The sequence below is a fragment of the Pseudoduganella lurida genome, assembly GCF_007830455.1.
GTDB lineage: Bacteria > Pseudomonadota > Gammaproteobacteria > Burkholderiales > Burkholderiaceae_D > Rugamonas > Rugamonas lurida.
Window position 1 is genome coordinate 204,437 of record NZ_VLLB01000005.1, and the last position, 23,971, is coordinate 228,407.

Annotated in this window: 20 protein-coding genes, 1 tRNA gene and 1 pseudogene; 13 read left to right on the forward strand and 9 right to left on the reverse strand. The window is 59.8% G+C overall.

What is annotated here, in order from left to right; all coding sequences use genetic code 11:
- Positions 1–15: 15 nt before the first annotated feature.
- The 3 genes from purD to IP91_RS15700 all read right to left on the reverse strand — a co-directional run bounded on the left by purD (position 16) and on the right by IP91_RS15700 (position 3,081).
- The gene (gene purD / locus IP91_RS15690) at positions 16–1,284 is read right to left on the reverse strand and encodes a phosphoribosylamine--glycine ligase (protein WP_145650021.1); all 1,269 of its coding nucleotides are present in this window, start codon (positions 1,282–1,284) and stop codon (positions 16–18) included.
- A 134-nt stretch (positions 1,285–1,418) separates the two neighbouring features.
- Complete coding sequence (locus IP91_RS15695) at positions 1,419–2,144, reverse strand: YebC/PmpR family DNA-binding transcriptional regulator (RefSeq protein WP_145650022.1); 726 nt, start codon at positions 2,142–2,144, stop codon at positions 1,419–1,421.
- 115 nt (positions 2,145–2,259) lie between these two features.
- On the reverse strand, positions 2,260–3,081 hold the full coding sequence (locus IP91_RS15700) for a DUF4214 domain-containing protein (RefSeq protein WP_145650023.1): 822 nt from the start codon (positions 3,079–3,081) through the stop codon (positions 2,260–2,262).
- Between the two features lie 210 nt (positions 3,082–3,291).
- On the opposite strand from IP91_RS15700, the gene IP91_RS15705 reads away from it, so the two are divergent.
- From IP91_RS15705 to IP91_RS15720, 5 genes are read left to right on the forward strand one after another with little or no spacing between them, the layout of a single operon-like run.
- Positions 3,292–4,227: a DMT family transporter gene (locus tag IP91_RS15705; RefSeq protein WP_145650024.1), complete on the forward strand. Its 936-nt coding sequence runs from the start codon at positions 3,292–3,294 to the stop codon at positions 4,225–4,227.
- A 14-nt stretch (positions 4,228–4,241) separates the two neighbouring features.
- The gene (locus tag IP91_RS15710; RefSeq protein ID WP_145650025.1) at positions 4,242–4,652 is read left to right on the forward strand and encodes a methylglyoxal synthase; all 411 of its coding nucleotides are present in this window, start codon (positions 4,242–4,244) and stop codon (positions 4,650–4,652) included.
- The gene (locus tag IP91_RS15715) at positions 4,649–5,626 is read left to right on the forward strand and encodes a quinone oxidoreductase family protein (RefSeq protein WP_145650026.1); all 978 of its coding nucleotides are present in this window, start codon (positions 4,649–4,651) and stop codon (positions 5,624–5,626) included. The genes IP91_RS15710 and IP91_RS15715 overlap by 4 nt, the downstream gene beginning before the upstream one ends.
- A 2-nt stretch (positions 5,627–5,628) precedes the next feature.
- Entirely contained in the window at positions 5,629–5,751 is a 123-nt protein-coding gene (locus IP91_RS26635) for a hypothetical protein (protein WP_259772461.1), read from the forward strand.
- A gap of 35 nt (positions 5,752–5,786) precedes the next feature.
- Entirely contained in the window at positions 5,787–7,241 is a 1,455-nt protein-coding gene (locus IP91_RS15720) for a S41 family peptidase (protein ID WP_145650027.1), read from the forward strand.
- 64 nt (positions 7,242–7,305) lie between these two features.
- Here the strand turns inward: IP91_RS15720 and IP91_RS15725 are convergent, their stop codons facing one another.
- Positions 7,306–7,965: a DUF4136 domain-containing protein gene (locus IP91_RS15725; RefSeq protein WP_145650028.1), complete on the reverse strand. Its 660-nt coding sequence runs from the start codon at positions 7,963–7,965 to the stop codon at positions 7,306–7,308.
- Between the two features lie 201 nt (positions 7,966–8,166).
- Between IP91_RS15725 and pepN the strand changes: the two genes are divergently transcribed.
- The 4 genes and pseudogenes from pepN (at position 8,167) to IP91_RS15745 (ending at position 13,526) form a co-directional block, all read left to right on the forward strand.
- Positions 8,167–10,806: an aminopeptidase N gene (gene pepN, locus IP91_RS15730; RefSeq protein ID WP_145650029.1), complete on the forward strand. Its 2,640-nt coding sequence runs from the start codon at positions 8,167–8,169 to the stop codon at positions 10,804–10,806.
- Between the two features lie 21 nt (positions 10,807–10,827).
- A complete protein-coding gene (locus tag IP91_RS15735) occupies positions 10,828–11,829 on the forward strand; it encodes a class 1 fructose-bisphosphatase (protein WP_145650030.1) in 1,002 nt (333 codons plus the stop codon).
- A 228-nt stretch (positions 11,830–12,057) separates the two neighbouring features.
- Positions 12,058–12,133, forward strand: a tRNA-Thr gene (locus IP91_RS15740).
- A 176-nt stretch (positions 12,134–12,309) separates the two neighbouring features.
- A pseudogene (locus tag IP91_RS15745) lies at positions 12,310–13,526 on the forward strand (tyrosine-type recombinase/integrase).
- Positions 13,527–13,817: 291 nt separating this feature from the next.
- Here the strand turns inward: IP91_RS15745 and IP91_RS15750 are convergent.
- Positions 13,818–14,549: a nucleotide-binding protein gene (locus IP91_RS15750; RefSeq protein WP_145650031.1), complete on the reverse strand. Its 732-nt coding sequence runs from the start codon at positions 14,547–14,549 to the stop codon at positions 13,818–13,820.
- 9 nt (positions 14,550–14,558) lie between these two features.
- Positions 14,559–14,876 (reverse strand): hypothetical protein, encoded by a 318-nt coding sequence (locus IP91_RS15755; RefSeq protein WP_145650032.1) that lies wholly within the window; start codon positions 14,874–14,876, stop codon positions 14,559–14,561.
- Positions 14,877–16,523: 1,647 nt separating this feature from the next.
- Here IP91_RS15755 and IP91_RS15760 point away from each other — a divergent pair.
- Together IP91_RS15760 and IP91_RS15765 are read left to right on the forward strand one after the other, a co-directional pair.
- Entirely contained in the window at positions 16,524–17,585 is a 1,062-nt protein-coding gene (locus tag IP91_RS15760) for a protein kinase domain-containing protein (RefSeq protein WP_145650033.1), read from the forward strand.
- Positions 17,578–19,191, forward strand: coding sequence for a tetratricopeptide repeat protein (locus IP91_RS15765; RefSeq protein ID WP_145650034.1), 1,614 nt, complete (start codon positions 17,578–17,580; stop codon positions 19,189–19,191). The genes IP91_RS15760 and IP91_RS15765 overlap by 8 nt, the downstream gene beginning before the upstream one ends.
- A gap of 104 nt (positions 19,192–19,295) precedes the next feature.
- On the opposite strand, the gene IP91_RS26455 is transcribed toward IP91_RS15765, so the two are convergent.
- The 3 genes from IP91_RS26455 to IP91_RS15780 are packed head-to-tail and all read right to left on the reverse strand — an operon-like array spanning position 19,296 to position 22,134.
- Positions 19,296–19,634, reverse strand: a complete 339-nt coding sequence (locus IP91_RS26455) for a ubiquitination-like system serine protease family protein (protein ID WP_145650035.1) — start codon at positions 19,632–19,634, stop codon at positions 19,296–19,298.
- Positions 19,631–21,037 (reverse strand): ThiF family adenylyltransferase, encoded by a 1,407-nt coding sequence (locus IP91_RS15775; protein ID WP_145650036.1) that lies wholly within the window; start codon positions 21,035–21,037, stop codon positions 19,631–19,633. The genes IP91_RS26455 and IP91_RS15775 overlap by 4 nt, the downstream gene beginning before the upstream one ends.
- On the reverse strand, positions 21,034–22,134 hold the full coding sequence (locus IP91_RS15780; protein ID WP_145650037.1) for a multiubiquitin domain-containing protein: 1,101 nt from the start codon (positions 22,132–22,134) through the stop codon (positions 21,034–21,036). The genes IP91_RS15775 and IP91_RS15780 overlap by 4 nt, the downstream gene beginning before the upstream one ends.
- A 212-nt stretch (positions 22,135–22,346) precedes the next feature.
- Between IP91_RS15780 and IP91_RS15785 the strand changes: the two genes are divergently transcribed.
- Together IP91_RS15785 and IP91_RS15790 are read left to right on the forward strand one after the other, a co-directional pair.
- Positions 22,347–22,667: a helix-turn-helix domain-containing protein gene (locus tag IP91_RS15785; RefSeq protein ID WP_145650038.1), complete on the forward strand. Its 321-nt coding sequence runs from the start codon at positions 22,347–22,349 to the stop codon at positions 22,665–22,667.
- Positions 22,664–23,527, forward strand: a complete 864-nt coding sequence (locus IP91_RS15790) for an ImmA/IrrE family metallo-endopeptidase (protein WP_229474505.1) — start codon at positions 22,664–22,666, stop codon at positions 23,525–23,527. The genes IP91_RS15785 and IP91_RS15790 overlap by 4 nt, the downstream gene beginning before the upstream one ends.
- Positions 23,528–23,971: the final 444 nt, after the last annotated feature.

Consider the following 23,971-nt stretch of genomic DNA (forward strand, 5'->3'; position numbering starts at 1 on the left):
GTCCCCGATGTCGGGTCAGTGTTTCAGGCCGCGCCAACCGATGTCGCGGCGGTACTGCATGCCGTTGAAACGGATCTTGTCGACCACCTCGTAGGCCTGCTTCTGCGCCAGTTTGACCGAATCGCCGAGACCGACGACGCACAATACGCGTCCGCCCGAGGTCAGCAGCTGGCCATCGCTCTCCACCGTGCCGGCGTGGAAGGTGACGGATTCCGGCGTTTCGGCCGGGATGCCGTCAATGGCATCGCCCTTCACGGGATTGTCCGGATAGCCGGCGGCGGCCAGCACCACGCCCACGGCGGTGCGGCGGTCCCATTCCAGGCCCACGGCGTCCAGCGTGCCGTTCACGGCATGTTCCATCACGCCCACCAGGTCCGTCTTCAGGCGCGCCATGATGGGCTGCGTTTCCGGGTCGCCCATGCGGCAGTTGAATTCCAGCGTCCTCGGGTTGCCGGCCGCGTCGATCATCAGGCCCGCGTACAGGAAGCCGGAGAACGGAATGCCGTCCTTCGCCATGCCGGCAATCGTCGGGTTGATGATTTCGCGCATCACGCGGGCATGCATCGCCGGCGTGACGATCGGGGCGGGCGAATACGCGCCCATGCCGCCCGTGTTCGGGCCCTGGTCGGCATCCTGCAGGCGCTTGTGGTCCTGGCTGGTGGCCAGCGGCAGCACGTTCTTGCCATCGCACATGACGATGAACGACGCTTCCTCGCCGGCCAGGAATTCCTCGATGACGATGCGCGCGCCGGCGTCGCCGAAGCGGTTGTCCGACAGCATGTGCTCGACCGCCTGGTGCGCTTCTTCCAGCGTCAGCGCCACGACCACGCCCTTGCCGGCGGCCAGGCCGTCGGCCTTGATGACGATCGGTGCGCCTTTCGCGTCGATGTAGGCATGGGCCGGTGCCGCCTCGCTGAACGTTTCGTATTCGGCGGTGGGAATGCCATGGCGCTTCATGAACGCCTTGGCGAAGTCCTTCGACGATTCCAGCTGCGCCGCTTCCTTCGTGGGGCCGAACACCTTCAGGCCCCGCGCACGGAACAGGTTGACGATGCCGCCGGCCAGCGGCGTTTCCGGGCCGACCACCGTCAGCGCCACGTGTTCGCGGATCACGAACTCGGCAAGCTCGTTCAGGTCCGTGATGGCCACGTTCTGCAGCCGGTCATCGCGCGCCGTGCCGCCATTGCCGGGCGCCACATAGACGATCTGCACCCGTTCCGATTGGGCCAATTTCCACGCCAGCGCATGCTCGCGGCCGCCGGAGCCGACTACCAGGATTTTCATAAGAATTGATGGTTTGGGTGTTGGGAAGCTGCTTGCGGATGGCGGCGGGGCGGGTGCGCATCCGGAAACGGCCTCGGTGTGGATCGGGTTGGGCCTGTCCGGCAAGGACAGGCCCGGGCAGGTCATCTGCCGCGTCAGTCTTCGATGACGGCGTTGGTATAGACTTCCTGCGTGTCGTCCAGGTTCTCCAGCGCATCGAGCAGCTTCTGCATCTTGATGGCCTCGTCGCCCGTGAACGTGGTTTCGGTGGCGGGCTTCATGATGATCTCGGCCACCTCGGCCTTGAAGCCGGCCGCTTCCAGCGCTTCCTTGACGGGGGCGAAATCGTGCGGTGCGCACAGCACTTCGAAGCCGCCTTCGTCGTCCGTCACCACGTCTTCGGCACCCGCTTCGAGCGCCGCTTCCATCAGCTTCGCTTCATCGGTGCCGGGGGCGAACAGGAACTGGCCGCAGTGCTGGAACAGGAACGACACGGAATTTTCCGTGCCCATGTTGCCGCCGAACTTGCTGAACGCGTGGCGCACTTCGGCCACGGTGCGGACGCGGTTGTCCGTCATGCAGTCGACGATGATCGCGGCGCCGCCGATGCCGTAGCCCTCGTAGCGCACTTCCTCGTAATTGGCGCCGTCGTCGCCGCCGGTGCCACGCGAGATGGCGCGCGCCACGTTGTCCTTCGGCATGTTGGCGTCTGCCGCCTTGTCGATCGCAAGACGCAGGCGCGGATTGGACGTGACATCGCCGCCACCCATGCGTGCGGCGACGGTGATCTCCTTGATCAGGCGTGTCCAGATCTTGCCGCGCTTGGCATCCGTGGCAGCCTTTTTATGCTTGATGTTGGCCCATTTGCTGTGTCCAGCCATGTTCGGTCTTCCTTGGAGGGTATGCAATCGAGGGCGGTATTCTAGCATACCGTCCCTCGGCATTTCCGCCGCCGGGAAGCCGCGGCCGGGGGCTCCGGCCCCCGTCAGGAAGTGGTCAGGCCGGGGTGAACAGCGTGTACTCGATGCCATCCTTGATGGCGCCGATCACCTGGGCCTGGTTCTCCGCACTCTCGGCAAAGCCCAGCAGGATGTTTTCCCGGGTCTGGCCCAGCGAGATGGCATGCAGCCAAGAATCCAGGCCCGGCTGGTCCGGCTCGCGGTGCAGCGCGTTATGGTACAGCTTGGTCAGGAATTCCGTATCGGTGGCATTGCCGTACTCGGCGCGGAATTCGTCGCTGTTGAAGAAGCCGGAAGCGATGTCGTTCATGCTCCAGCCGCGGTCCTCGCGGATGCTCATCCAGAAGCCCTGGCCTGCCAGGTCCGGTTTGCGGTCGAACGCCGCCTGGTACAGGCGGTAGATCTGGCCGGCGTTGCCGTCGATGTCATAGGCGATCGACACGTTGTCGAAGCTCACGCGTTCCACGGAAGTAAGGCTGTCGCTCACTCCGCTGCCGTTGACACTGACCGGCATGCCGTTCTGGCGGGCGATCGTGTAGTCGGCCATATTGCCGGCATAGATGGCGGTGTCGTAGCCGCCGCCGCCGATCAGCTGGTTTGCACCGGCGCCGCCGATCAGGAAGTCGTGGCCCGAGCCGCCCGTCAGCACGTCGTTGCCGTTGCCGCCATCGAGGCGGTCGCCCATGTAATCCGGCACCGAGACACCGTTGACGCTGTATTCCGTGCTGTTCAGGTTGTCGTCGCCGCCGAGGCCGATCAGCCAGTCGTGGCCGCCCTGACCATACAGCACGTCCGTGCCGTCCGTACCGGTAATCTTGTCGTCGCCACTCGTACCGCCTGCCACCAAGCCTTCTGCCATGATCGTTCCTTTAAATGAGGTAATAAAAGTGCAATGACACTTTTGTAATAAAAAAATGCTACGCTGAACCGGCCGCGTTGTCGAATGGCGGTATTCAATCGTGCGCGGCCCGGCAGTCGGTGCAACGGCATGCCGCTCGGCCACCACAATTGCCGCGGTTGAATAGTTGAGCAGTCGGCAACACCACGGGTTTCGCCGTACAATGGGGGGATGGACAAAACGATCACGAGCACGCCGGCGAGCGTGCGCACGGCGTACCTGGGCGGGCTGGCGATCGCCGTCGGCGGGGCCGTGCTGTTTTCCACCAAGGCCGTGGTGGCCAAGCTGCTGTACCGCTACCACATCGACGCCGTTACGCTGATCGCCTTCCGCATGCTGTTCTCGCTGCCCGTGTTTGCCGCCGTGGCGCTGTGGCAGATGCGCACCGCGCCGCCGCTGTCGAACGGCGACCGCTGGCGCCTGGTGGCGCTGGGCCTGGTTGGCTACTATCTCTCCAGCTTCCTCGATTTCCTCGGCCTCCAATACATTACGGTGGGCCTCGAACGCCTCATCCTGTTCCTCACGCCCACCTTCGTGCTGCTGATCTCGGCGACCTTCCTGCGCCAGCACATCGGCCGCGTGCAATGGCTGGCGCTGGCCGTCTGCTATGTGGGCATCGTGCTGGTGTTCGTGCACGACCTGGTGGGCGGCAGCCCGAACGTGATGCTCGGCTCGCTGCTGGTGCTGGGCTCGGCCGCCGCCTATGCGGCCTACCTGTTGATGTCCGGCGAGATGGTCAAGCGCATCGGCTCCCTGCGGCTGGTGGCGTATGCGATGTGCGTGTCGAGCGCCGCGTGCCTGCTGCAGTTCTTCGTGCTGCGGCCCGTTTCGGGGCTGGTGCAGCCGCTGCCCGTCTATGGCCTGTCGCTGGTGAACGGCCTGCTGTGCACCGTGGCGCCCGTGTTCATGACGATGATCGCCGTGCAGCGCATCGGCGCCGGCGTGGCCTCGCAGGCCGGCATGATCGGCCCCGTCTCCACGCTGTTCCTCGGTGCCGTGATCCTGGGCGAGCCCGTCACCAGCTGGCAGCTGGGCGGCACGGCGCTGGTGCTGGCCGGGATCTATTTGCTGTCCCACGCCAAACCTACGCAGTCCAAACCCGGATAACAAGAGACAAAGACATGACCGCTCCCCGCATCGCCCTGATCGCCCACGACCGCAAGAAGGACGACATGATCGCCCTGGCCGGCCAGTACGTGGACTTCCTGCGCCGCTGCACGCTGACGGCCACCGGCACCACCGGCGGGCGCCTGGCTGCCGAACTCGGCCTGACGGTCGACCGCAAGCATTCCGGCCCGCTGGGCGGCGACCTGCAGATCGGCGCACTGCTGGTGGAGGACCGCATCGATGCCGTGATCTTCCTGCGCGACCCCATGACGCCGCAGCCCCACGAGCCGGACATCAACGCGCTGGTGCGCGCCTGCGACGTGCACGACGTGGCCTGCGCCACCAATGTATCGACGGCGCATCTCGTGCTCGATCAGCTGCAACTGCAGTTTGCAAACGAATCCACTGCGAAGGAGTCACCATGAGCAAGGCAATCCGCGTAGCCCGGACCGGCGGCCCGGAAGTGATGGAGTATGTCGACGTCGAGGTGGGCGCGCCCGGTCCCGGCGAAGTCACCGTGAAGCACGAGGCCATCGGCGTCAACTTCATCGACGTCTACTTCCGCACCGGCCTGTATCCGCAGCCGCTGCCGAACGGGCTGGGCATGGAAGGCGCCGGCACGGTGGAAGCGGTGGGCGAGGGCGTCACCCACGTCAAGGTGGGCGACCGGGTGGCGTATGCGGGCCGCCCGAACGGCTCCTATGCGCAGGTGCGCAACATGCCGGGCGACCTGCTGGTGGTGCTGCCGGACCATATCGCCTTCGACACGGCCGCCGCCATGATGCTGCAGGGGATGACGGCCCAGTACCTGCTCCATCGCACCGCGCACCTGAAACCGGGGGACACGATCCTGTGGCATGCGGCCGCCGGCGGCGTGGGCCTGATCGCCTGCCAGTGGGCCAGGGTGATGGGCGTGAACCTGATCGGCACCGTGGGCTCCGAGGAAAAGGCCGCGCTGGCGATCGAGAACGGCGCCACGCATGTCATCAACTACCGCAAGGAGAACTTCACGGAACGGGTGAAGGCGCTGACGGGCGGCGAGGGCGTGTCCGTCGTCTACGACTCGATCGGCAAGGACACCTTTACCGGGTCGCTCGACTGCCTGAAGCCGCTGGGCCTGATGGTCAGCTTCGGCAACGCCTCCGGCACCGTGCCGCCGTTCGCGCCGAGCGAGCTGCAGTCGCGCGGCTCGCTGTTCCTGACGCGCCCCACGATGATGCATTACACGGCCAAGCGGGAAGACCTGGAAGCCACGGCCAAATCGCTGTTCGGCGTGGTCTCCAGCGGAGAGGTGAAGATCGCCGTCCACCAGCGCTACCGCCTGCAGGACGTGGCGCAGGCGCACAGTGACCTGGAGTCGCGCAAGACGACGGGTTCTTCCATCCTCATCCCGCACTAAGCATGGGCGGCCCCACCGACGATGACGACGGCAGCCCCAAGTTCGGGCGCCTCTTGATCGTGCTGCTGCTGGCCGTCGCGCTGGTCGGCGTGCTCACCTTTGCCAGCGAGGCCTATTTCTCGTGAGGCGCCTGCTGCTTGCCCTGGTACTGCCGGGTGCAATGGCTGCCACGCCGGCCGCCGAACCCGTCCTGCCCGCCACGCCAGCCGCCTGGCAGGCCGCCGCCATGCGCGACATCGCGGCCGGCTACGAGGTCACGCTGGCCAAGCATGCCGGCGCGCTCGATCCGCACAACCCCGCGTTCACGGCCGACCTGGCGAAGGCGCGCGACCATGGCCTGGCGCTGGCCGCGCGCGTCACGAATGCGCAGGGCTATGCCGCGGCGCTGCAGGGGTTCACCGTGCGCATCCACGACGGCCATGCCGGCCTGCGCGAGCGGTTCGACCTGGCCGCCAGCGTACCGCCACGGTGGCCCGGTTTCGTGGCGGCCTGGCGCGGCGACCTGTTCGTGTATGCGGCCGAGGGCGATGCGGCCCGGGCCGGCGAGCGCATCGTGTCATGCGACGGCAGGACCGCGCGCCAGCTCATGGAAGACAACGTGTTTGCCTTCCAGGGCCGCAGCGACGAGGCGGGGCAGTGGTGGAGCGAGGCGCCGTACCTGTTCAGCGACACGCACAATCCCTTCGTGGCGCGGCCGCAGCGCTGCGTGTTCGAACAGGCCGGCCGACGTGTCACGCGCGAGCTGCACTGGCGTCCGGCCACGGCTCAGGCCCGCACCTGGCAGGAGGGCACGATGACGGCCGATACGCTGCCGGTGGGGCTGACGGAACCCCGCCCGGGCCTGTTCTGGATGGCGATGCCCACGTTCAAGCCGAACGATGCCGAACGCGCCGCCTACCACGCTGTGCGGACACGCATCGCCACGGGGCGTGACGCCTTCCTGCGGGCGCAGGCGGTGGTGGTCGACCTGCGCCGCAACAGCGGCGGCAATTCCACCTGGAGCCGCGATTTCGCCATGGCCCTGTGGGGCGAGGACCGGGTGCGCCGGCGTGCCGCTGCCGCCACGCGGGACGAGCGCACGTGGTATCGCGCGTCCGCCGGCAACATCGCGCACTACCGCCAGGCGCGGGACATGTTCCAGGCACAGGGCGAAACGGCGACCGTGCGCCTGCTGGAGGAAATCGGCACGGGCATGCTGGCCGCGCAGGCAGCCGGCCAGCCCTACTGGATCAAGGGTGATGCCGGCGACGACGCGCCCCCGCCCCCGGCGGACCCGGCGAGCGACCAGCCGGGCGACCCCGCGCCGTTCACCCGGCCCGTGTACGTGATCGTGCCCGGCGACTGTGCCAGCGCCTGCCTGGATGCGGTGGATGTGTTCAAGCTGTTCGCGAACACGAAACTGGTCGGCGCCCCCAGCTCGGCCGATTCGACCTACATGGACGTGCGCCGCCAGGAACTGCCGGGCGGCCTGGCCCGCGTGCTGGTGCCGACGAAGCTGTATGTGAACCGGCCGCGCGGCAATGGCCAGTTCTACCGGCCGGACATTCCCGTCACCACCGTGCAGTGGAACCGGGCGGACTTCCAGCGCGTGATCGAGGATGACCTGAAACGCTGAACGCGGCAGGCACGGACAAAAAAAATGCCTCCGCTGGCGGAGGCATTCGATACGGCTGGCAGGCTTACTGCAGGTCGAGATCGACGCGCTTTTCCTTGCCGCTCTCGCCCGGGAACCCCGTGAAGGCACTCTGCACCAGCAGGGGCATCACGGCCGGCGTGGACTTCTTGCGGCTGGTGTTCTGCACCGTCACGTCGTACAGCTTCTTGCCGTACTTGTCGTTGATCTTCACGTTCAGCTTGCGCTCGTAGTCGTGATAGATCACTTCGCGATAGTCGGTCGGGCCGTACATCCACGGATCGTAATACGGCCGGAAGCCGTAGTAGCGGTAGCCGAAGCGGCTCGGGTAGAAGCCCCGGTAGCGCGGGCCGTAGAAGCCGCCGCCGTACATGCCCCAGTAAGGGCTGGTCATGAACGGATCGCTGGCGACCAGGCGGCGCGACTGGCGGTCGATGGTGGAAAAGCCCATGTCCACCGTCAGCTTGGCCTGCTCGATCGATGGCGCCTGCGCGAAGCCCAGCTTGGCCAGCTCATTGGCCACCAGGCCCTGGTAGCTGCGGTATTCCAGCGTGTCCTCGCTCGGCGTGGGTGTATCGAATACGTAAGTCTTGTCCTGCAGTTCCGCCGGCCACTGGTGGAACACCGTGACATCGCTGCGGATCGTCGTTGCACACCCGCCGAGCAGCAGGCTGCCCGCTGCGACGAGGATGGCTAAGGATTTCATGTTTCGCTCCCAGAAAATTTATTTTCCCACGTTCCAGTGTAGGCCCGCCGTGGTGCGACCGTTCGATTATTACAGAATGTTACGGGGTGCAACGTTCAGGAAAAGATTCAGGCACCGCCGGACGAATCGGCACGATTGGGGCCATGCCCGTACCCGGTGTTGGTAAAATATTCTTTTGTCCCCATCGAAGGTGACTGCCTCATGAGAACCGACAGCCCGCAGACGATCTACCGTAAAGATTACACCCCGCCCAGCTATCTGGTCGAAACCGTGGAACTGGGCTTCGACCTCGATCCGGCCCGCACCATCGTCGCCAACCGCATCACGCTGCGCCACAATCCGGAAGCGGCGCAGGACCACCGCGACATCGTCCTGCACGGCGAGGACATCGAACTGGTGGCGCTGCGCCTGAACGGGACCGAGCTGAACCCTGGTCAGTACATAGTGGGGACGAGCACGCTCACCATCAAGAAGGCGCCATTGAATGTGGTGCTGGAAATCGAAACGACCTGCGCGCCGGAACAGAACACCACGCTGTCCGGGCTGTACGTGTCGAACAACAGTTTCTATACGCAGTGCGAGGCGGAAGGTTTCCGCCGCATCACCTATTTCCCGGACCGCCCGGACGTGATGGCGAAATTCACCGTCATGCTGCGCGCCGACAAGCAGAAGTATCCCGTGCTGCTGTCGAACGGCAACCTGGTGGAAGAGGGCGACCTCGACAACGGCCGCCACTACGCCAAGTGGGAAGACCCGTTCAAGAAGCCGTCGTACCTGTTCGCGCTGGTGGCGGCCAGGCTGGTCTGCCAGGAAGAGACGTTCCGCCTGGCCGATGGCCGCAATGCGCTGCTGCAGGTGTGGGTGGAAGAGGGCAACCTGGACAAGACCGACTACGCCATGCAGTCGCTGAAGAATTCCATCCGCTGGGACGAGGAGCGCTGGGGCCTGGAGCTGGACCTGGACCGCTTCATGATCGTGGCCGTGGGCGACTTCAACATGGGCGCGATGGAGAACAAGGGCCTGAACATCTTCAACACCAAATTCGTGCTGGCCAATCCCGCCACTGCGACAGACGTGGACTTTGCCGGCATCGAGGCCGTGGTCGGCCACGAGTACTTCCACAACTGGACCGGCAACCGCGTGACCTGCCGCGACTGGTTCCAGCTGTCGCTGAAGGAAGGCCTGACGGTGTTCCGCGACCAGGAATTCTCGGCCGACATGATCGGCACGGACAGCGGCCGCGCCGTCACCCGCATCGACCAGGTGCGCACGCTGCGCCAGGCACAGTTCCCGGAAGACGCCGGCCCGATGGCACACCCGGTGCGTCCCGACTCCTTCGTCGAGATCAACAATTTCTATACGGTGACGGTGTACGAGAAGGGCGCCGAAGTCGTCCGCATGTACCAGACGCTGCTGGGCCGCGATGCCTTCCGCAAGGGCATGGACCTGTATTTCGAACGCCATGATGGCCAGGCCGTGACTTGCGACGACTTCCGCGCCGCGATGGCCTCCGCCGCCGGCCGGGACCTGGCGCAGTTCGAGCGCTGGTACAGCCAGGCCGGCACGCCGATCGTGACCGCCAGCGGCACGTATGACGAGGAAGCGCAGCGCTACACGCTGACCCTGGCCCAGCGCTGCCCGCCGACGCCAGGCCAGGCGGAGAAGCTGCCGTTCCACATCCCGGTCGCCGTCGGCCTGCTCGATGCTAAGGGCCGCGACCTGGCGCTGAACGGCGAAGGCGACACCACCGTCGTGCTGGAGCTGACGGAAGCCGAGCAGACCTTCACGTTCGACGCCATCGCCGAACTGCCGGTGCCCTCGCTGCTGCGCGACTTCTCGGCCCCCGTGGTGCTGGAATATCCGTACACGGACGAAGAGCTGCTGCACCTGTTCCGCCACGACAGCGACCCGGTGAACCGCTGGGAAGCCGGCCAGCGCCTGGCGATGGCGCGCCTGCTGCGGCTCACGGCCGCCGTGCAGAACGGCGAGAAGCTGGAGCTGGACTACACCTTCATCGCCGCGCAGCGCGCCCTGCTGGTGGACGAAACGCTGGAAGCGGCGTTCCGAGAACAGGCGCTGATCCTGCCATCCGAATCGCTGATCGCCGACCAGATGGAGGCGGTCGACCCGCAGGCCATCCACACGGCGCGCCGCTTCATGCGCGAGACGATCGCCAAGGTGCTGCGCAACGAACTGCAGAATGCCGTGGCCGCGAACGCCACGCCGGGCCCCTACAGCCCGGACGCCGTCTCGGCCGGCAAGCGCGGCCTGAAGAACCTGGCGCTGAGCTATCTGCTGGCCGCGCCGGACGACTTCACGCTCGACCTGGCCACCCGCCAGGTGGCAGAGGCCACCAACATGACGGACCGCGCTGCAGCACTCGTCGCGCTGATCCACAGCGGCGCCGACGTGGAAGCGCAGCTGCAGTCGTTCTACGACGAGTTCAAGGGCGAGGCGCTGGTGGTCGACAAGTGGTTTGCCATGCAGGCCAGCGCACCCACGACGGACGTGGCACGCATCCGCGAACTGATGACGCACCCGGCCTTCACGCTGAAGACGCCGAACCGCGCCCGCAGCCTGATCTTCAATTTCACCAACGCCAATCCGTCGCAGTTCCACGCGCCGGACGGCAGCGGCTACGAGTTCTGGGCCGAGCACGTGATCAAGCTCGATGCGCTGAACCCGCAGGTGGCCGCGCGGCTGGCGCGCAGCATGGACCGGTGGCGCCGCTACCTGCCGGACCTGCAGCCGCACATGCGCCGCGCGCTCGAAACGGTGGCCGCCGCGCCGAAGCTGTCCAATGACGTGATGGAAGTGATCTCCAAAGCGCTCGCAAACTAAGTAGTCCAACCAGGGAAATCCATGAAACGTATCAGCCTGACCCAATACCTCGTCGAGCAGCAGCGCGAGCACCACAACATCCCCGCCGAGCTGCGCCTGCTGATCGAAGTGGTCGGCCGGGCCTGCAAGACCATCAGCCACTCGGTGGGCAAGGGCGCGCTGGGCGACGTGCTGGGCGCGCTCGAGAGCGAGAACGTGCAGGGCGAAGTGCAGAAGAAGCTGGACGTGATCAGCAACGAGATCCTGCTGGAGGCGAACGAGTGGGGCGGCCACCTGGCCGCGATGGCGTCCGAAGAGATGGAATCGATCCACCTGATTCCGAACCGCTACCCGATGGGCGAATACATGCTGGTGTTCGATCCGCTGGACGGCTCGTCGAACATCGACGTGAACGTTTCGATCGGCACGATCTTCTCCGTGCTGAAGGCCCCGGACGGCATGACGACGCCGACCGAGCAGGACTTCCTGCAGCCGGGCAGCAAGCAGGTGGCCGCCGGCTACGCCGTGTACGGCCCGCAGACGATGCTGGTGCTCACCACCGGCCACGGCGTGAACTGCTTCACGCTGGACCGCGAGATGGGTTCGTGGGTGCTCACGCAAAGCAATATCCAGATCCCCACGACGACGAAGGAATTCGCCATCAACATGTCGAACCAGCGCCACTGGCAGCCGCCGGTGCAGCGCTACGTCAGCGAACTGCTGGCCGGCAGCACGGGCCCGCGCGGCACCGACTTCAACATGCGCTGGATCGCCTCGATGGTGGCGGACGTGCACCGCATCCTGAACCGCGGCGGCATCTTCATGTACCCGGCCGACGTGCGCGACCCGTCTAAGCCGGGCAAGCTGCGCCTGATGTACGAAGCGAACCCGATGGCCTTCATCGTCGAACAGGCCGGCGGCATGGCCACCGATGGCAAGCACCGCATCCTGGACATCCAGCCCGAGAAGCTGCACCAGCGCGTGCCGGTGTTCCTGGGCTCGCGGGATGAGGTGGCGCTGGTGACGGGGTACCACCACGAGTGATCCTGGCTGAGTTCGTGTCAACTTCGGGGTCAGTCACCAAAGTTGACACGGGCTCTGCCGTCATACGCGGTGTCGAAGGCGTTCAGGCGGCAAGCTAAAATTTTCTCGGAAGATACCCTAGTCAACCGTGAAAACCGTTGCTATAATGTGGCCTCTTTCGGCGCGGTGCAGCTCAGTTGGTAACGAGATGCAGCAGTCGGAACAAGGTTAAATCGTTGTACAGGTTTAGCCGCTGTAGCTCAGTCGGTAGAGCAGCGCATTCGTAATGCGAAGGTCACCAGTTCGATTCCGGTCAGCGGCACCAAGTTGTTGTGTTAGGTAGTCCAAAGATGTTTAAAAAACCCGCTTCCTCATAGGAGAGCGGGTTTTTTTTTGTCCAATGCCGTCCCGTGGTGTACGCTGAAATCTCGGAAAAGTACCGTCGGATTACACGGTATCTGCCTGCAGAGCTCGCTCGGAGATACCGTCACGGAGGCAGCCATGGCTCTCACTGATCTTTTCATCCGCCGTTTAACGTCAAGCAAGCCAAACGGTGAGAAGCACGCCGATGGCGGCGGGATGTATCTTCTGGTCAAGGGCGACAGCAAGTATTGGCGGATGGCTACATTTACTTCGGCAAGCGCAGGACGTTGGCCCTTGGGGTCTACCCGGCCGTGACGCTGGCCAGCGCCCGCAAGCGACGCGATGAGGCCCGCACCCTGCTGGCCGAAGGCATCGACCCGAGCCAGGCGAAGCAGGAGGCCCGGCGTGCGAAGATTCTTGCGGTCCGCGAGACGTTCGAACTTGTCGCCAGGGACTGGCTGCGCAAGATGGCGGCCACCCGCTCCGTCAGCACGCAGGACAAAATCAAGGGCTGGCTAGAGAACAACATCTTTCCCGTCCTGGGGAGACGACCGATCTCCGAGATCAAGCCACGCGACGTGCTGCTCGCTGTCCAGAAAATGGAGGCGCGTGGTTCAGTCGAGTCGGCCCACCGCGTCAAGCAGGTGTGCGGCCAAATCTTTCGATATGCAGTGGCGACAGGCCAGGTCGAGCGTGACGTCACCATCGACCTCCGTGGCGCAATCGCCCCGCCCAAGAAAGGAAATTACGCTGCCATTACCGACCCCGAGGACGTCGGCCCGCTGTTGCGTGCGATTTATGGCTACAACGGTTATCCCGCTGCGGTGGCAGCCCTCAAGCTGGCGCCCTTGCTGTTCGTGCGCCCAGGTGAGTTGCGGGCCGCCGAGTGGACGGAATTCGATCTGGAGGCCGCGGAGTGGCGCATCCCGGCGGCGAAAATGAAGATGAAGATCGATCACCTGGTGCCATTGGCCACGCAGGCCGTTGCGATCCTGCGCGACCTGCAGCTGATCACCGGGGATGGCCGTTATGTGTTCCCCAGCCTGCGCAGCAAGGCCTGCATGAGCGAAAACACGGTCAACGCGGCCTTGCGCTATATGGGGTATGAGAAGGAGGTCATGACGGGGCACGGCTTCCGTGCCATGGCCCGGACCATCCTCGATGAGGTCCTGGGCGAGCGCCCGGAGCTGATCGAGCACCAGCTCGCGCATGCGGTCCGCGATCCGCTGGGCAGGGCTTATAATCGCACGTCGCACCTGCCGGCGAGACGCGCGATGATGCAGCGCTGGGCGGATTATCTTGACCAGCTTCGATTGGGAACGGAGGTCACTGCCTCTCCAACTGATCCGAAATAGGAAGTAGCAAGCGACTTCACGGGCACTGGATGCCATCTTGATCGCTGGGCTTGCCGGGGTACGGCCGCGATGGCACTCGGCCCTGTCCAGGAATATTCATTCGGCGCCGAACCGCATGATCGATATAAATCGTATAAACGATTTATTATTTTATGAGCACGCCCGCCGATTCGCCTGCGGCAATGAGCTGGCAAATCAATTTCTGCTATGCGATGCACTTGAATTGCCTATCGTAGAAGGCGTCCGCAGGCACTGATGTCCAGCGTCTGCGCTTGACGAGTGGGGCAGGGCTTACATGTCGATTCGGTCCAGCTGCTGGAAGATCGCATCCCTTGTCATCTTCAGGCGCTGCCGCGGCATGATGTGAAAGTCCTCCGATTCCAAGGCTTCCTTGAATGTCATCTTCCGCACCAGCATGAGCTCCAGGTCTTTGGCGAACGTGTCGGCATTTCCCCTGCCGATCCTGACGATGCCCCTGATCCGTTCGGCGTGATTCGCGTAGAGCTGCGACTGCTCGAACGACCGTCCTTCACGTTCAACCGGGCCGAAATATTCGTTGACCCAAACGACCGCCGGCGCATCGTAGGCCGACAACAGCGTCTCGAGTCCGTGACAGGTATCCGCGAATGCCTGACCGCCAGCCAGGACCGAATGCAGGATCACCGGACGGGCCGATGCCTGCAGCAGCTCCACCACCCGGTTTTCGACCATGTAGGCCATCAGTGGGACGAACGTCGCCGCGCCGTTGTCGATGACCGTGACGCGATCGCTTCCCAGTAGCGCCTTGATCAGGCCATCGAACACACGCGGGTTGATGTCGCTGGCAGTGCGGAGAATTTCGCAACGCGCCACGTTCAGGGCGGCGTACTGGCTGAAGGTGTCGTTGACAGGATCCGTGTCATAGCAATCGACCTGCACGCCTTTGTCGACCAGGTATTGGGCCAACAACGTGGCGGCGAGGGATTTGCCAACACCGCCCTTGCCCTGCAAGGTGATGTGGATTGGTTTTGCGTCTGAGTTCATGGTGATCTCCTACCAACTTGAGTTAGGGTCGGCCCGCGGATTCCACTTGAATTCGGGCAGCCCGTCGGGACCAATCGACGCTCCTGGCGTATCGGATATCGGAGAGGGGGCTGGCGATCTGGCGATGGTCAGTTTGTTGCGACCGCAGCGGTGCATATAGGCGTGAACTTCGGCCGGCGTCGCGGTCACGCCGCATTCGGCGAGGTAGCGGCAAACCGCTCGGTAGGACGCACCTTTTTTACGCAGCTTGACGATGTCGTCCAGCCAGGGCGCTAGCTTGCCGTGCCCCTTCTTATCGCGTTTCAGGAATTCGTCGACATGGCTCATGGGTGCTCCTGATTGCAGCCTCACTGTAGGTTGCAGGGATGACGCTGCCTTGAGCGCGCTCAGGCACGAAAGGTGGCTTTTTCGGGTTGGACAATGCTGGAGGACCCTGGACTAAAACATTGAAGAATTAGGCGGTAGCGCTTTGCGAAGGGATGTCAGCAGTTGCTGCATGGACCTAATTCGACCCCATGGAAGAGCTCGTTGGCGGTTTGTTGGCGGTTTTTCCACGTTCGTCTACCCGACGTTCGCACTTCGTCAGTCGAACCGTTTCTGGTTGTTCGTTATCCTGTATGTGTTTATCACTGAATTCGTCTCTAAAATCGGATGGGGCAACTTAAAAATGCCGGTAGGAACTTAAAACCTTAATGTAAGACAACAATTGGATGTGCGGGGACACCCCACAACCCCATTAGGCTGTCTCACACATCACGCAACCTGCGGTTGCTGAACGGCGCCTTTCGGCGTCTTAGTAGACGGGTGATACGCTGCCTTCGTCCTTAGGGGATTTAGCTTGTTCCGCTTGGGGAAGTACTAAGTGAGTAGCGGTCTTGCAAAAGCGATGAAAATCGCGGTTGTAGCTATTGCAGAGATAAGCGCGCACGTATAAATTGCGGCAGCTGCAACACGCAGCGCGGGCGAACTCAGCTGTGCTAACCTAGCGACGTTATTTGATGGCCAACATGTCGATCCAGAACCCGACTTTGCCGCTCCCGATCCATGCTGCGCTTGCCGAATTCGATCTGATCGCCCAGACTTATGTCCTTGAAAATACCGCTTCGGCAAAGCCCGCGAATACCTGTAGCGCGACTCTGTCACGGGACGTTTGTACGATTTAAGGCAATTGTCGGCCCCCAATATGGCCCGGCCTTTCCGATCGCAAACCCTTAGGTCCAGAAGAATTCTCTGGCGGCAAGGCGACGGTTGAGCGCCTGCTTTTTTCGCCGGGCTGGCGTTGTTTGACAGGCCTGGCATTAGGCTGGGGTCGATGGGACATCACCTCGGTTGAGTGTGTCGTCGCTGGGCAGCTTCGAACCCATCGCAGTGAGACGTGCTAGGCAAACGCCGACAGTTTCTGCAGAGGCACCTACATGGCATGCTCACTCTCAGGAGTACAGATACGAAGGCTGTTCGATGCGGATATTGGGACGAGCAGCATTGGAACCCGCTTAGCGACTCCTTGGCGCCTGTAGGAAATGTGTACCAAACAGTGGTAGCAGAAGTGAATAGAAGATCAAGCTCAAGCGCCAGACTTTTGCAACGTTTGACAGGCACTCCGGCCGTCGAGTCTTTTGGTAGTTGGAGCTGACGTGCCTGTGCATGCTACTTTTGAATCAATACTTCATATTATCGTCACGCAGGTAGAAAGCCAGGGCAGTTTTTCTCATCTTTGTCAAGGTCCGCTGCTTAGCGTTCGAGATGCCAGTTTCCTCCGCCTAAACTCGTCGTTCTAGCGATGCATCTTATTGACAATAGGCAGTTTTAACAAAATACTTAGAGCGTAGTTGCGATATGAAGAATCTAAGTAGGATGAAATATTTCTATAATGCAATATATTTGAAGAAATTTAGATCTTCGGATGTAATTCATAGTTAACAGCTCATTGAGTAGGCCAACGAGCATAATCAGACCAATATGTAAGGAATAAGAATGGCGACGGCTGCAGAAATGTTACACGGTAAAGTCATCAACGGCTGGACTGTCATTGGTCAACTAGGAACTTATGTAGGGATGAGCGGGGGAAATTTCTCGACTGGTTATCAAGTCACCAAGGAGGGCAAGATAGCATTTTTGAAAGCTATGGACATCCAAAATGCATTTGTCAGAGGTATCGGGGCAATGGGAGAGGCCATAAACCAGTACTTATTCGAACGAGATGTGCTGCAGTTTTGTTCTGATGCTCGTTTAAGTGGCATTATTACCCTGCTTGAGTCAGGGCAGTTCGATGCATCTCCTCAAGCTAATCCGATGACAACGATTTATTACCTCGTATTTGAGTGGGCAGACGGGGATATCCGCCGTGCAATCGCTACCGGCGGCGATAAAGCGAGTTCTTGGAAACTGCGTGTGCTGCACAAGTCAGCGGTGGCGCTCGTTCAACTGCACAGCAATGATATCGCACACCAGGATCTCAAGCCCTCCAATGTGCTTGAATTTAATGCGAAATCTGACTTCAAGCTCGGGGACCTTGGCCGTTGCAGGACTAAGCGTTTTGTAGCCCCGACGGATGCCCTTGATTACCCAGGCGACTATAGCTATGCGCCGCCTGAATATCACTATGGCGAAGTGCCAACCTCGTTCGTCAACGGTAAAATTGGCAGCGATGCTTACCTCCTCGGGAGTCTGATTTCATTCCTGTACACGGGTCTGGGCGCATTGCCGTTGACGGTTTTCAATTTGCCTCAAGCGTATCAACCCAAAGCATGGCAAGGTACGTATAGAGACGTGTTACCCTTTCTCGTGAGGGCGCATACTGATGCGACCGAACAGTTGACCAATTCGCTACCTAGCGAGGCGCGTATACGTGCTGAGCTGCTCGAGGCGTATTTCCGGCTGTGCCATCCTGATCCTGAACAGCGCGGCCATCCTGCTGCGCGCATGCAGAGCGGAACGCCGATTGGGCTAGATCGTTACCGGTCAATTTTCGACCGGATGAGCAGACAGGCGGAAGTATACGAACGCATCGAAGCAAAGAAAGCAAGTAATGGATAATCAATGGTCCCGCCAAGTCATTCCACGCTGGCGATCATCGTCAACATCATCGCGACTACCTGAAAGCCTGCCGACCGCAGTCAATCCTGCCGCTCCGGCGAATACCCCTGTCCCTCAACACGTCAAGGCGTATTTCGATGAGCAGCTCAAACAATGGCACAGCGCACCTAATTTTGGTGGTGCTGCTGACCTGCTCAATTACGGACACGATCCGGAATTTCGTGAAAAGCTCATCGAGCCTGCAAAGTTCATCTTGCAAGAGCAGGATGGGGTATCGGCGCAATTGCACTCAGTCGCCAGTCTAGTTCTTGGCACACCGTTCTTTGCGGAATATATGCCGCAAAAGGAGTTCCAACAGAAGGAGATCGCTAGGCTGAAAAGGCATTTATCCATAAATCCTCGTAATTCTATTGCATTGATAGACATGGCGAGGATGTATGCCATTTTGGGCCAGAACGAACAGGCGGGCGAAGCAATCATGATGGCATGTGCGCTTGAGCCGAATAATCGATTCGTACTGAGATCGGCCGCAAGATTTTACACACATCTTAAGCAGGCCGACCGTGCACTATTCGTTCTTCAGAAGTCGGCACGAACCCAAGAAGATCCTTGGCTGCTGGCCGCGCTGGTCGCTGTCGAAACTGTCCTTGGTAAATCTCCATCCCTATTTAAAAAAGCTCAGCGAACGGTGGAGGGCAGCCGCTTCGCCCCAATGCACTTGGCAGAGTTAGGAGCGGCGCTTGGCACCTTGCTTATGGAAGAGGGACATGCAAAGGAGGCCAAAAGAACTTTCAACGTTGCCTTACGATCGCCCAATGACAACGCAGTAGCGCAAGCCGTATGGTTCGTTAATCATCATTCTATACAGATGAACATTATGCCGGAATGGCTGACCGACAAATACTCGTCCGAAGCCCAGTATTACGATCTGGAAAAGCGTGGTGATTACGCCGGAGCACTAACGGCTGCGCATAATTGGTTTGAGGATGAGCCATTTTCCAGTCGCCCTCTAAGGGCATCCTCACATGCCGCATCGATCATTGGCAAGTACTCCACTGCGGAAGACTGTATGCGTCGCGCCCTTTTCCTAGGACCTTATGAAACAGAGTGCGAAAACAATTTGGTATTCGCACTGGCAGCGCAAAACAAAATGGAGGAAGTTGGAAAGCGGCTACAAAATATTATTCAGCTGGAGATTGCTGAGACCGGGGTTGTATCGGGACATACTCTGGCTAATCTAGGTTTGTACTATTACCGACTCGGAGTTCACGATAAGGGCTATGACTTTTACCAAAGTGCCTACGAACTACTCGATTCAAAAAAAGAAAATAGTTCAAAAGCGCTTGCCATGGCTTTTTGGGTGCTAGCTGCTAAGGAGGCAAATGATCCGCGGGCTGAAGATGTGATCGAATTAGCCGAGAGTAGGATAAAGGGGGATCACAGCCAAGGGGCTCAAATTGTTCTCAGTCGTGCAAAGAAGGAGGCTCTAACGAAAGATAAAAATTTAGGCTATTTGAAATCTGCTGTTATATGGGAATATGATAAAATTGAAAATACATTGGTATCTAGCAAGGCATTGCCTTTCAACGTCGTCTCGAAAAAATAAATGATTCATGATGCATTTCGGCGTTGCGTAGCATTTCTTAGCGTGGAGCTAATCCGCAAAAGCTTATCGAATATTTTTCGCATTCGCGGTTCCTATACTTCTACTCAACTTTTGCACCATATTATTTTCCCATCTCGGACCCAAAAATGAGACCGGCATCCTGTTTTGAGCCAAACAGAGGGCGATAGGGTTGGCCTTTCTTTATTTATTGTGAGAACCCAGTGCGGTGTTGCATCCGGTATAAGAAGTAATTCAATTGTTCGAAAACAACCGCACGGACATGCAAAGCCAACGCTCCAATCTTGGTTTCCTTCTCGCAACAAAACTATATTGCGTGTTGGCATTTTAACGGGTAGGATTTCGCTATTGCAAATTTCTATTCGGCGCGTGTAATATCGATTTTCGCAATATGATTTGAGGCGGCGCCACCACAGTTTGATCATAGATTACCACTGCAGGTGGGTTCGGTCAGTTTTGCTGCGAATGGCTCCGACAGCGACGGCAAGCCGATCAAAGGCTCTTGAAGCCCCCGCGCCAATACGAAGTTATCTCCAAGCGTGAAAGTATTTTCGGAAAAAAATTCTTCTTCACCTGCCCCAAGTCTTAGCTCACGGCGAGCGCATTCGCTATTAGAGTAGTGCCGAAAGGGATGTATGCGTGCAATTAGTTCGAGCATGAGATCAGAGGCCGCACGCATGTTCAGGCTGATCACTGACGGCGCTTCTTCCGGCACGCCTTTAATATAGCCGTCCAGAAGTTCCTGTTGATATTGAAGAGGCGCGCTGCGCTTGAGACTTTCAGCGCGTAAGCTCGCGTGTGAATAAACACCGCGATCTCTGAGAGTGGGGCCGCCTGGTCGAATGTAGTCGATACGAGCGTACACATCCAAGATTGCAACGCCATTAGGTGCCTGACGGGTTGGCACGCTGACGCCTACGTCGAACAACGGAATCAGAAAGGCCGAGGCAATCAGATCAGCGATCTGACGCCCTTCTTTCGTGTCTACGCAGCACAGGATGACATCTGCCTGACTGACTGCTAGCACGGCGTCGCGGTTCAGAATCGTGGTTGGAATCGTAACGGCGACATCTTTGCCACGATAGGCCTCAATCGCCTCTGAGAGTACCTTCACTTTGGATACGCCCACATCCTTAGAGCGGCTATTGAGGATTCGATTCAAGTTTTTTGTCTCAACCTCGTCGAAGTCCACCATGGTAATCCGGCCGAAGCCCAATCGGGCAGCCTGCTCTATGACAATGGATCCGGTACCAGACGCGCCTATCACTGCTACGCTCAAGCGATTTAATTCGCTGCGCGCCTGTGCGCCAAAAGCCATCGGCCGGTCGCGGAAGGCGCCATCTGCCCAGTAAAGATAAATGTCGTCGGCAGCGACCTGGACAAGTTCAACATCCCGTGCCCGCATATCCGCCGCGTATATTCGAGCGCGCATCTCGCCTGAGGGGACCATGATGGCCGTACCGTGCAATGACCCAAGTGCCTGGAAAATGGCGGGAATGGTCGCTTGGTCGCTACGGTTGTCCTGCTGGGAGAACGCAAGATAGCCACCGGGGTGGGAATGCAGCAATATCAGGCACAAATCATCTGCGCTCGCAGCGTCGATGGCGTTTTCAATTGCCATTCCTGGCCAGCGGAGGAAGTCCGCCTCTCGGATGCAATCAGCGTGGGCAACCAGCATGGTGCTGCGAACGAGCAGCCTACGTCGGGGCCCGGGCCCTTGTGCGCACAGGAGAATCGCTGCAGCTTCGAGACCGTCGCCGGGAAACAAGTGACGATGCAGTTGCTCATGCTGGTCTTTTGTAAGCACCAGTGTGGATGACGGCATCATTGCTGTATCTCCTTGAGCAACGCCGCTTCGACCAGGGCGAGGTGGCTTATCACGTTATCGATTCCGGGGCGCCACTGCGAGCGTCCGCCGCGGTGTCGTGACCAGCGTTGATACGGCAGTCCCTGAATTGTCTCCATCATCTCTGTAGCTGGAATAGTTGCGCCGCTGGCGAGAGTGGCTGGTGGGTTCACGTAGAACATATCGAGTTGCGTCATGGGGTACGTCTGCGGCACTTCCACAGCCAACGAAGTAGCGCTGGTCAGGTATCCAGTCGGCATATCGTACGTGGGCAGTAACAGCCATTGACGACCGTTTTCGACAATCGCCATCCATTCCGGGTGGTTAGAGTCGAGATACGTTTCGTCAGAGGGCAGGAGCCTGAACTGCCGGACCGCCGAAGGACTTGCTTCGCCGTTGTCGACATCCTTGGGGGTAAGGCGTAACTTCTCGATGCCAGGCGTGGTCAGGTCGATGACATCGTCGAGTTGCACCTCGCGTTTATCCTGATCTTGAACGATCAGAAAAATGTGCCAGCCTTGGTCAGTGCTAATGCCTGCCAACTGCAGTGCATTACGTACCACCACCGTGGGCGCATTGATAGACAACAGAACCCCTTGCACATTGAGTTTGAAGGATGGCGCATGGGTTACCAACGCCTCGACCCCAGGGGCAGTCAGGTCGAGTTCGGTGTCATCGGCAAGGTAAATTTCGCCTTGGTCGGGGTCGGTCAGAAAGATGCTCTTCGTTGTCGGAACGGCGGCCAGCGTACGTAACACCGAGACCAGGATACGTGGCGACGGCCAGTCGAAGCGGATGCCATCGATGATCAGGCGCCAGGTAGCTTCGCTTTCCGCAATGATGAAGCGATTAAGGCCATCACGCAGGTTGACCACCTCTGTCGGCCGTACGTCCTCGAGTCCGTGCATCAGCCATTGCAGCACTGAGATAAGGGGAGTGGGCGCGTAGCCGGCGGCCTCTGCAATCTGCATACCGGTCGGAGTCGTATCGTGGATAGCAACCGGGCGAAGGACCAAGTCGAGACCACAGACTTCAATCGCCCCCACACCAGGATGTTGCGAAAGTTGTTTAGTTTCCATCTAGCTTACCTCGTCGTTTGGAAGTTACGTTCGGTCCGTCACGGGCAATGAGGACCGCTTGACCGATACCAAAGCACCTTTCCTGTTATTGCATTAGAAAAAGTTCGGAATTGCGGTAGTTCCTAGTGTCATTTTTTTCTTCCGACGTGTCAAGAGAAAAAGTTCGGAATAGTGTTACAATGGTGATATGTTAAACTTGGAGGAATCCGTCTATGGCCACCCAATTAGGAGAAAAGCTACGCGCGTTACGTAAGGAACGAAAGCTGACCCTCGAACAACTCGCTGCCCAAGCGAAGCTCAGCAAGAGCTATTTATGGGAGCTCGAAAACCGGGAATCCCAACGTCCTTCAGCCGAGAAGCTGACGGCATTGGGCGATGTGCTAGGTGTGACAACGGCCTACTTTCTGGAGGAAGACGTGCGGGCTCCAGAGGAAAAGCACCTTGACGAGGCCTTCTTTCGTGGCTATCAGCAATTGAATGCTGAAGGCAAAGATCATCTGAGAAAGATTCTTGAGACATTCAAACGATCGTGAGTCTGGATACGTCAAGTCCGCAACGAGCGGCGATTCAACTGTATAAATTCATTGAAGCGTTCCACGCGGCGTTCAATTCCTCGCCGTTTCCAGTCGCGGTGGAACAGATTGCGTTAGCAATCGCGGAGCAGTTTGGTTGGCCTGATCCAATCGTCGCAGTGGAGCCGGCCGATGTTCCAACGTTCGAAGGCGCTCTGATGGCCAACGATCGTCGTGACAAGTGGATGATTCTCTACAACGGCAAGCTCGGCTCGCCCGGCCGAATTCGCTTCACGCTGGCTCATGAGCTTGGTCACTATGTGTTACATCGGGTTCGCCGACCGACGTTTGAATGTGGCGAAAAGGACATGTTGAGCGGGAGGACTGATGATAAGGACCTCGAGGTGCAGGCCGACAAGTTTGCCTCGTACCTGTTGATGCCGCTGGGAGACTATCGTCAGCAAATCACAGCGCCTGTGGATTTCGATTTGCTAGGTCGATGCAGTGACCGATATGGCGTGTCATTGACTGCCGCGGCACTGAAGTGGATTGATTTCACAGATGAGAAAGCTGTGCTAATTCGGCACAACGACGGTTTTATCGATTGGTCGTGGTCGAGTGAATCGGCACGCGAGGTGGGCGCGTTTTTCAAAGCCAGCGCGGGACCTGTAGAGATTCCCGCAGGATCGGTGGCTGCCGACGCTACGGTCCGCCATCACCGCGCTGGTATTCAGTTGCCATTATCGGTCTGGTGGCCGAAGGCGGAAGAGGACGGGATGCTACGGGAAATGAAGATCTCTGCGGACCAATATGGCAACGTCCTAACTTTGCTGGTCTTATCTCGGCACGCCAAGGTGTGGCCGCAGTGGAAGCCCCGATAGCGCAAAGGTGCGATGCAGTATCGTTAGCGGGGGTGCCAGCGAACTTTGCGATTGTAGTGCCGATTAAATTGTGGCTGAAGATATTCTCGTCCAGATCCGACGAAGTTGTTTGAACCAGCACAACGAACTCGACGAGCAAAATGTGAATCGAACTCAGTAACTTAGCGTATCTCGACGGTACTCCTGCCGGTATCTTAAGGATGAGCTCGCCTTGCGCACTCTGCCGTAGGATTCCGGTCAGCCCTCCTAAGAGCCTAGTTGTACGGCGTCCACGTCGTCTCCTACTGCAAAATTTCACGCCCTGGCGTGTTCTGACTGCTATTCCCGGTAAAATGCTTCTTTCCTTTAGGAAGCTTTGTCCTCGGCAACGTGGAACCATTCTGCTGACACTGAGCGTTGTCGCATAGAGCCTTCTAGCTCAGCAAACGCATTGCCTCCCCCGCC

Coding starts and splice junctions, on each gene's coding strand:
- purD (WP_145650021.1), bottom strand. CDS start 1,284: ATGAAAATCCTGGTAGTCGGCTCCGGCGGCCGCGAGCATGCGCTGGCG.
- IP91_RS15750 (WP_145650031.1), bottom strand. CDS start 14,549: ATGAACTCAGACGCAAAACCAATCCACATCACCTTGCAGGGCAAGGGC.
- IP91_RS15785 (WP_145650038.1), top strand. CDS start 22,347: ATGGCCACCCAATTAGGAGAAAAGCTACGCGCGTTACGTAAGGAACGA.
- IP91_RS15720 (WP_145650027.1), top strand. CDS start 5,787: ATGGCTGCCACGCCGGCCGCCGAACCCGTCCTGCCCGCCACGCCAGCC.
- IP91_RS15710 (WP_145650025.1), top strand. CDS start 4,242: ATGACCGCTCCCCGCATCGCCCTGATCGCCCACGACCGCAAGAAGGAC.
- IP91_RS15725 (WP_145650028.1), bottom strand. CDS start 7,965: ATGAAATCCTTAGCCATCCTCGTCGCAGCGGGCAGCCTGCTGCTCGGC.
- IP91_RS15715 (WP_145650026.1), top strand. CDS start 4,649: ATGAGCAAGGCAATCCGCGTAGCCCGGACCGGCGGCCCGGAAGTGATG.
- IP91_RS15775 (WP_145650036.1), bottom strand. CDS start 21,037: ATGATGCCGTCATCCACACTGGTGCTTACAAAAGACCAGCATGAGCAA.
- IP91_RS26635 (WP_259772461.1), top strand. CDS start 5,629: ATGGGCGGCCCCACCGACGATGACGACGGCAGCCCCAAGTTCGGGCGC.
- IP91_RS15760 (WP_145650033.1), top strand. CDS start 16,524: ATGGCGACGGCTGCAGAAATGTTACACGGTAAAGTCATCAACGGCTGG.
- IP91_RS15695 (WP_145650022.1), bottom strand. CDS start 2,144: ATGGCTGGACACAGCAAATGGGCCAACATCAAGCATAAAAAGGCTGCC.
- pepN (WP_145650029.1), top strand. CDS start 8,167: ATGAGAACCGACAGCCCGCAGACGATCTACCGTAAAGATTACACCCCG.
- IP91_RS15765 (WP_145650034.1), top strand. CDS start 17,578: ATGGATAATCAATGGTCCCGCCAAGTCATTCCACGCTGGCGATCATCG.
- IP91_RS15705 (WP_145650024.1), top strand. CDS start 3,292: ATGGACAAAACGATCACGAGCACGCCGGCGAGCGTGCGCACGGCGTAC.
- IP91_RS15735 (WP_145650030.1), top strand. CDS start 10,828: ATGAAACGTATCAGCCTGACCCAATACCTCGTCGAGCAGCAGCGCGAG.
- IP91_RS15700 (WP_145650023.1), bottom strand. CDS start 3,081: ATGGCAGAAGGCTTGGTGGCAGGCGGTACGAGTGGCGACGACAAGATT.
- IP91_RS15780 (WP_145650037.1), bottom strand. CDS start 22,134: ATGGAAACTAAACAACTTTCGCAACATCCTGGTGTGGGGGCGATTGAA.
- IP91_RS15755 (WP_145650032.1), bottom strand. CDS start 14,876: ATGAGCCATGTCGACGAATTCCTGAAACGCGATAAGAAGGGGCACGGC.
- IP91_RS26455 (WP_145650035.1), bottom strand. CDS start 19,634: ATGATCAAACTGTGGTGGCGCCGCCTCAAATCATATTGCGAAAATCGA.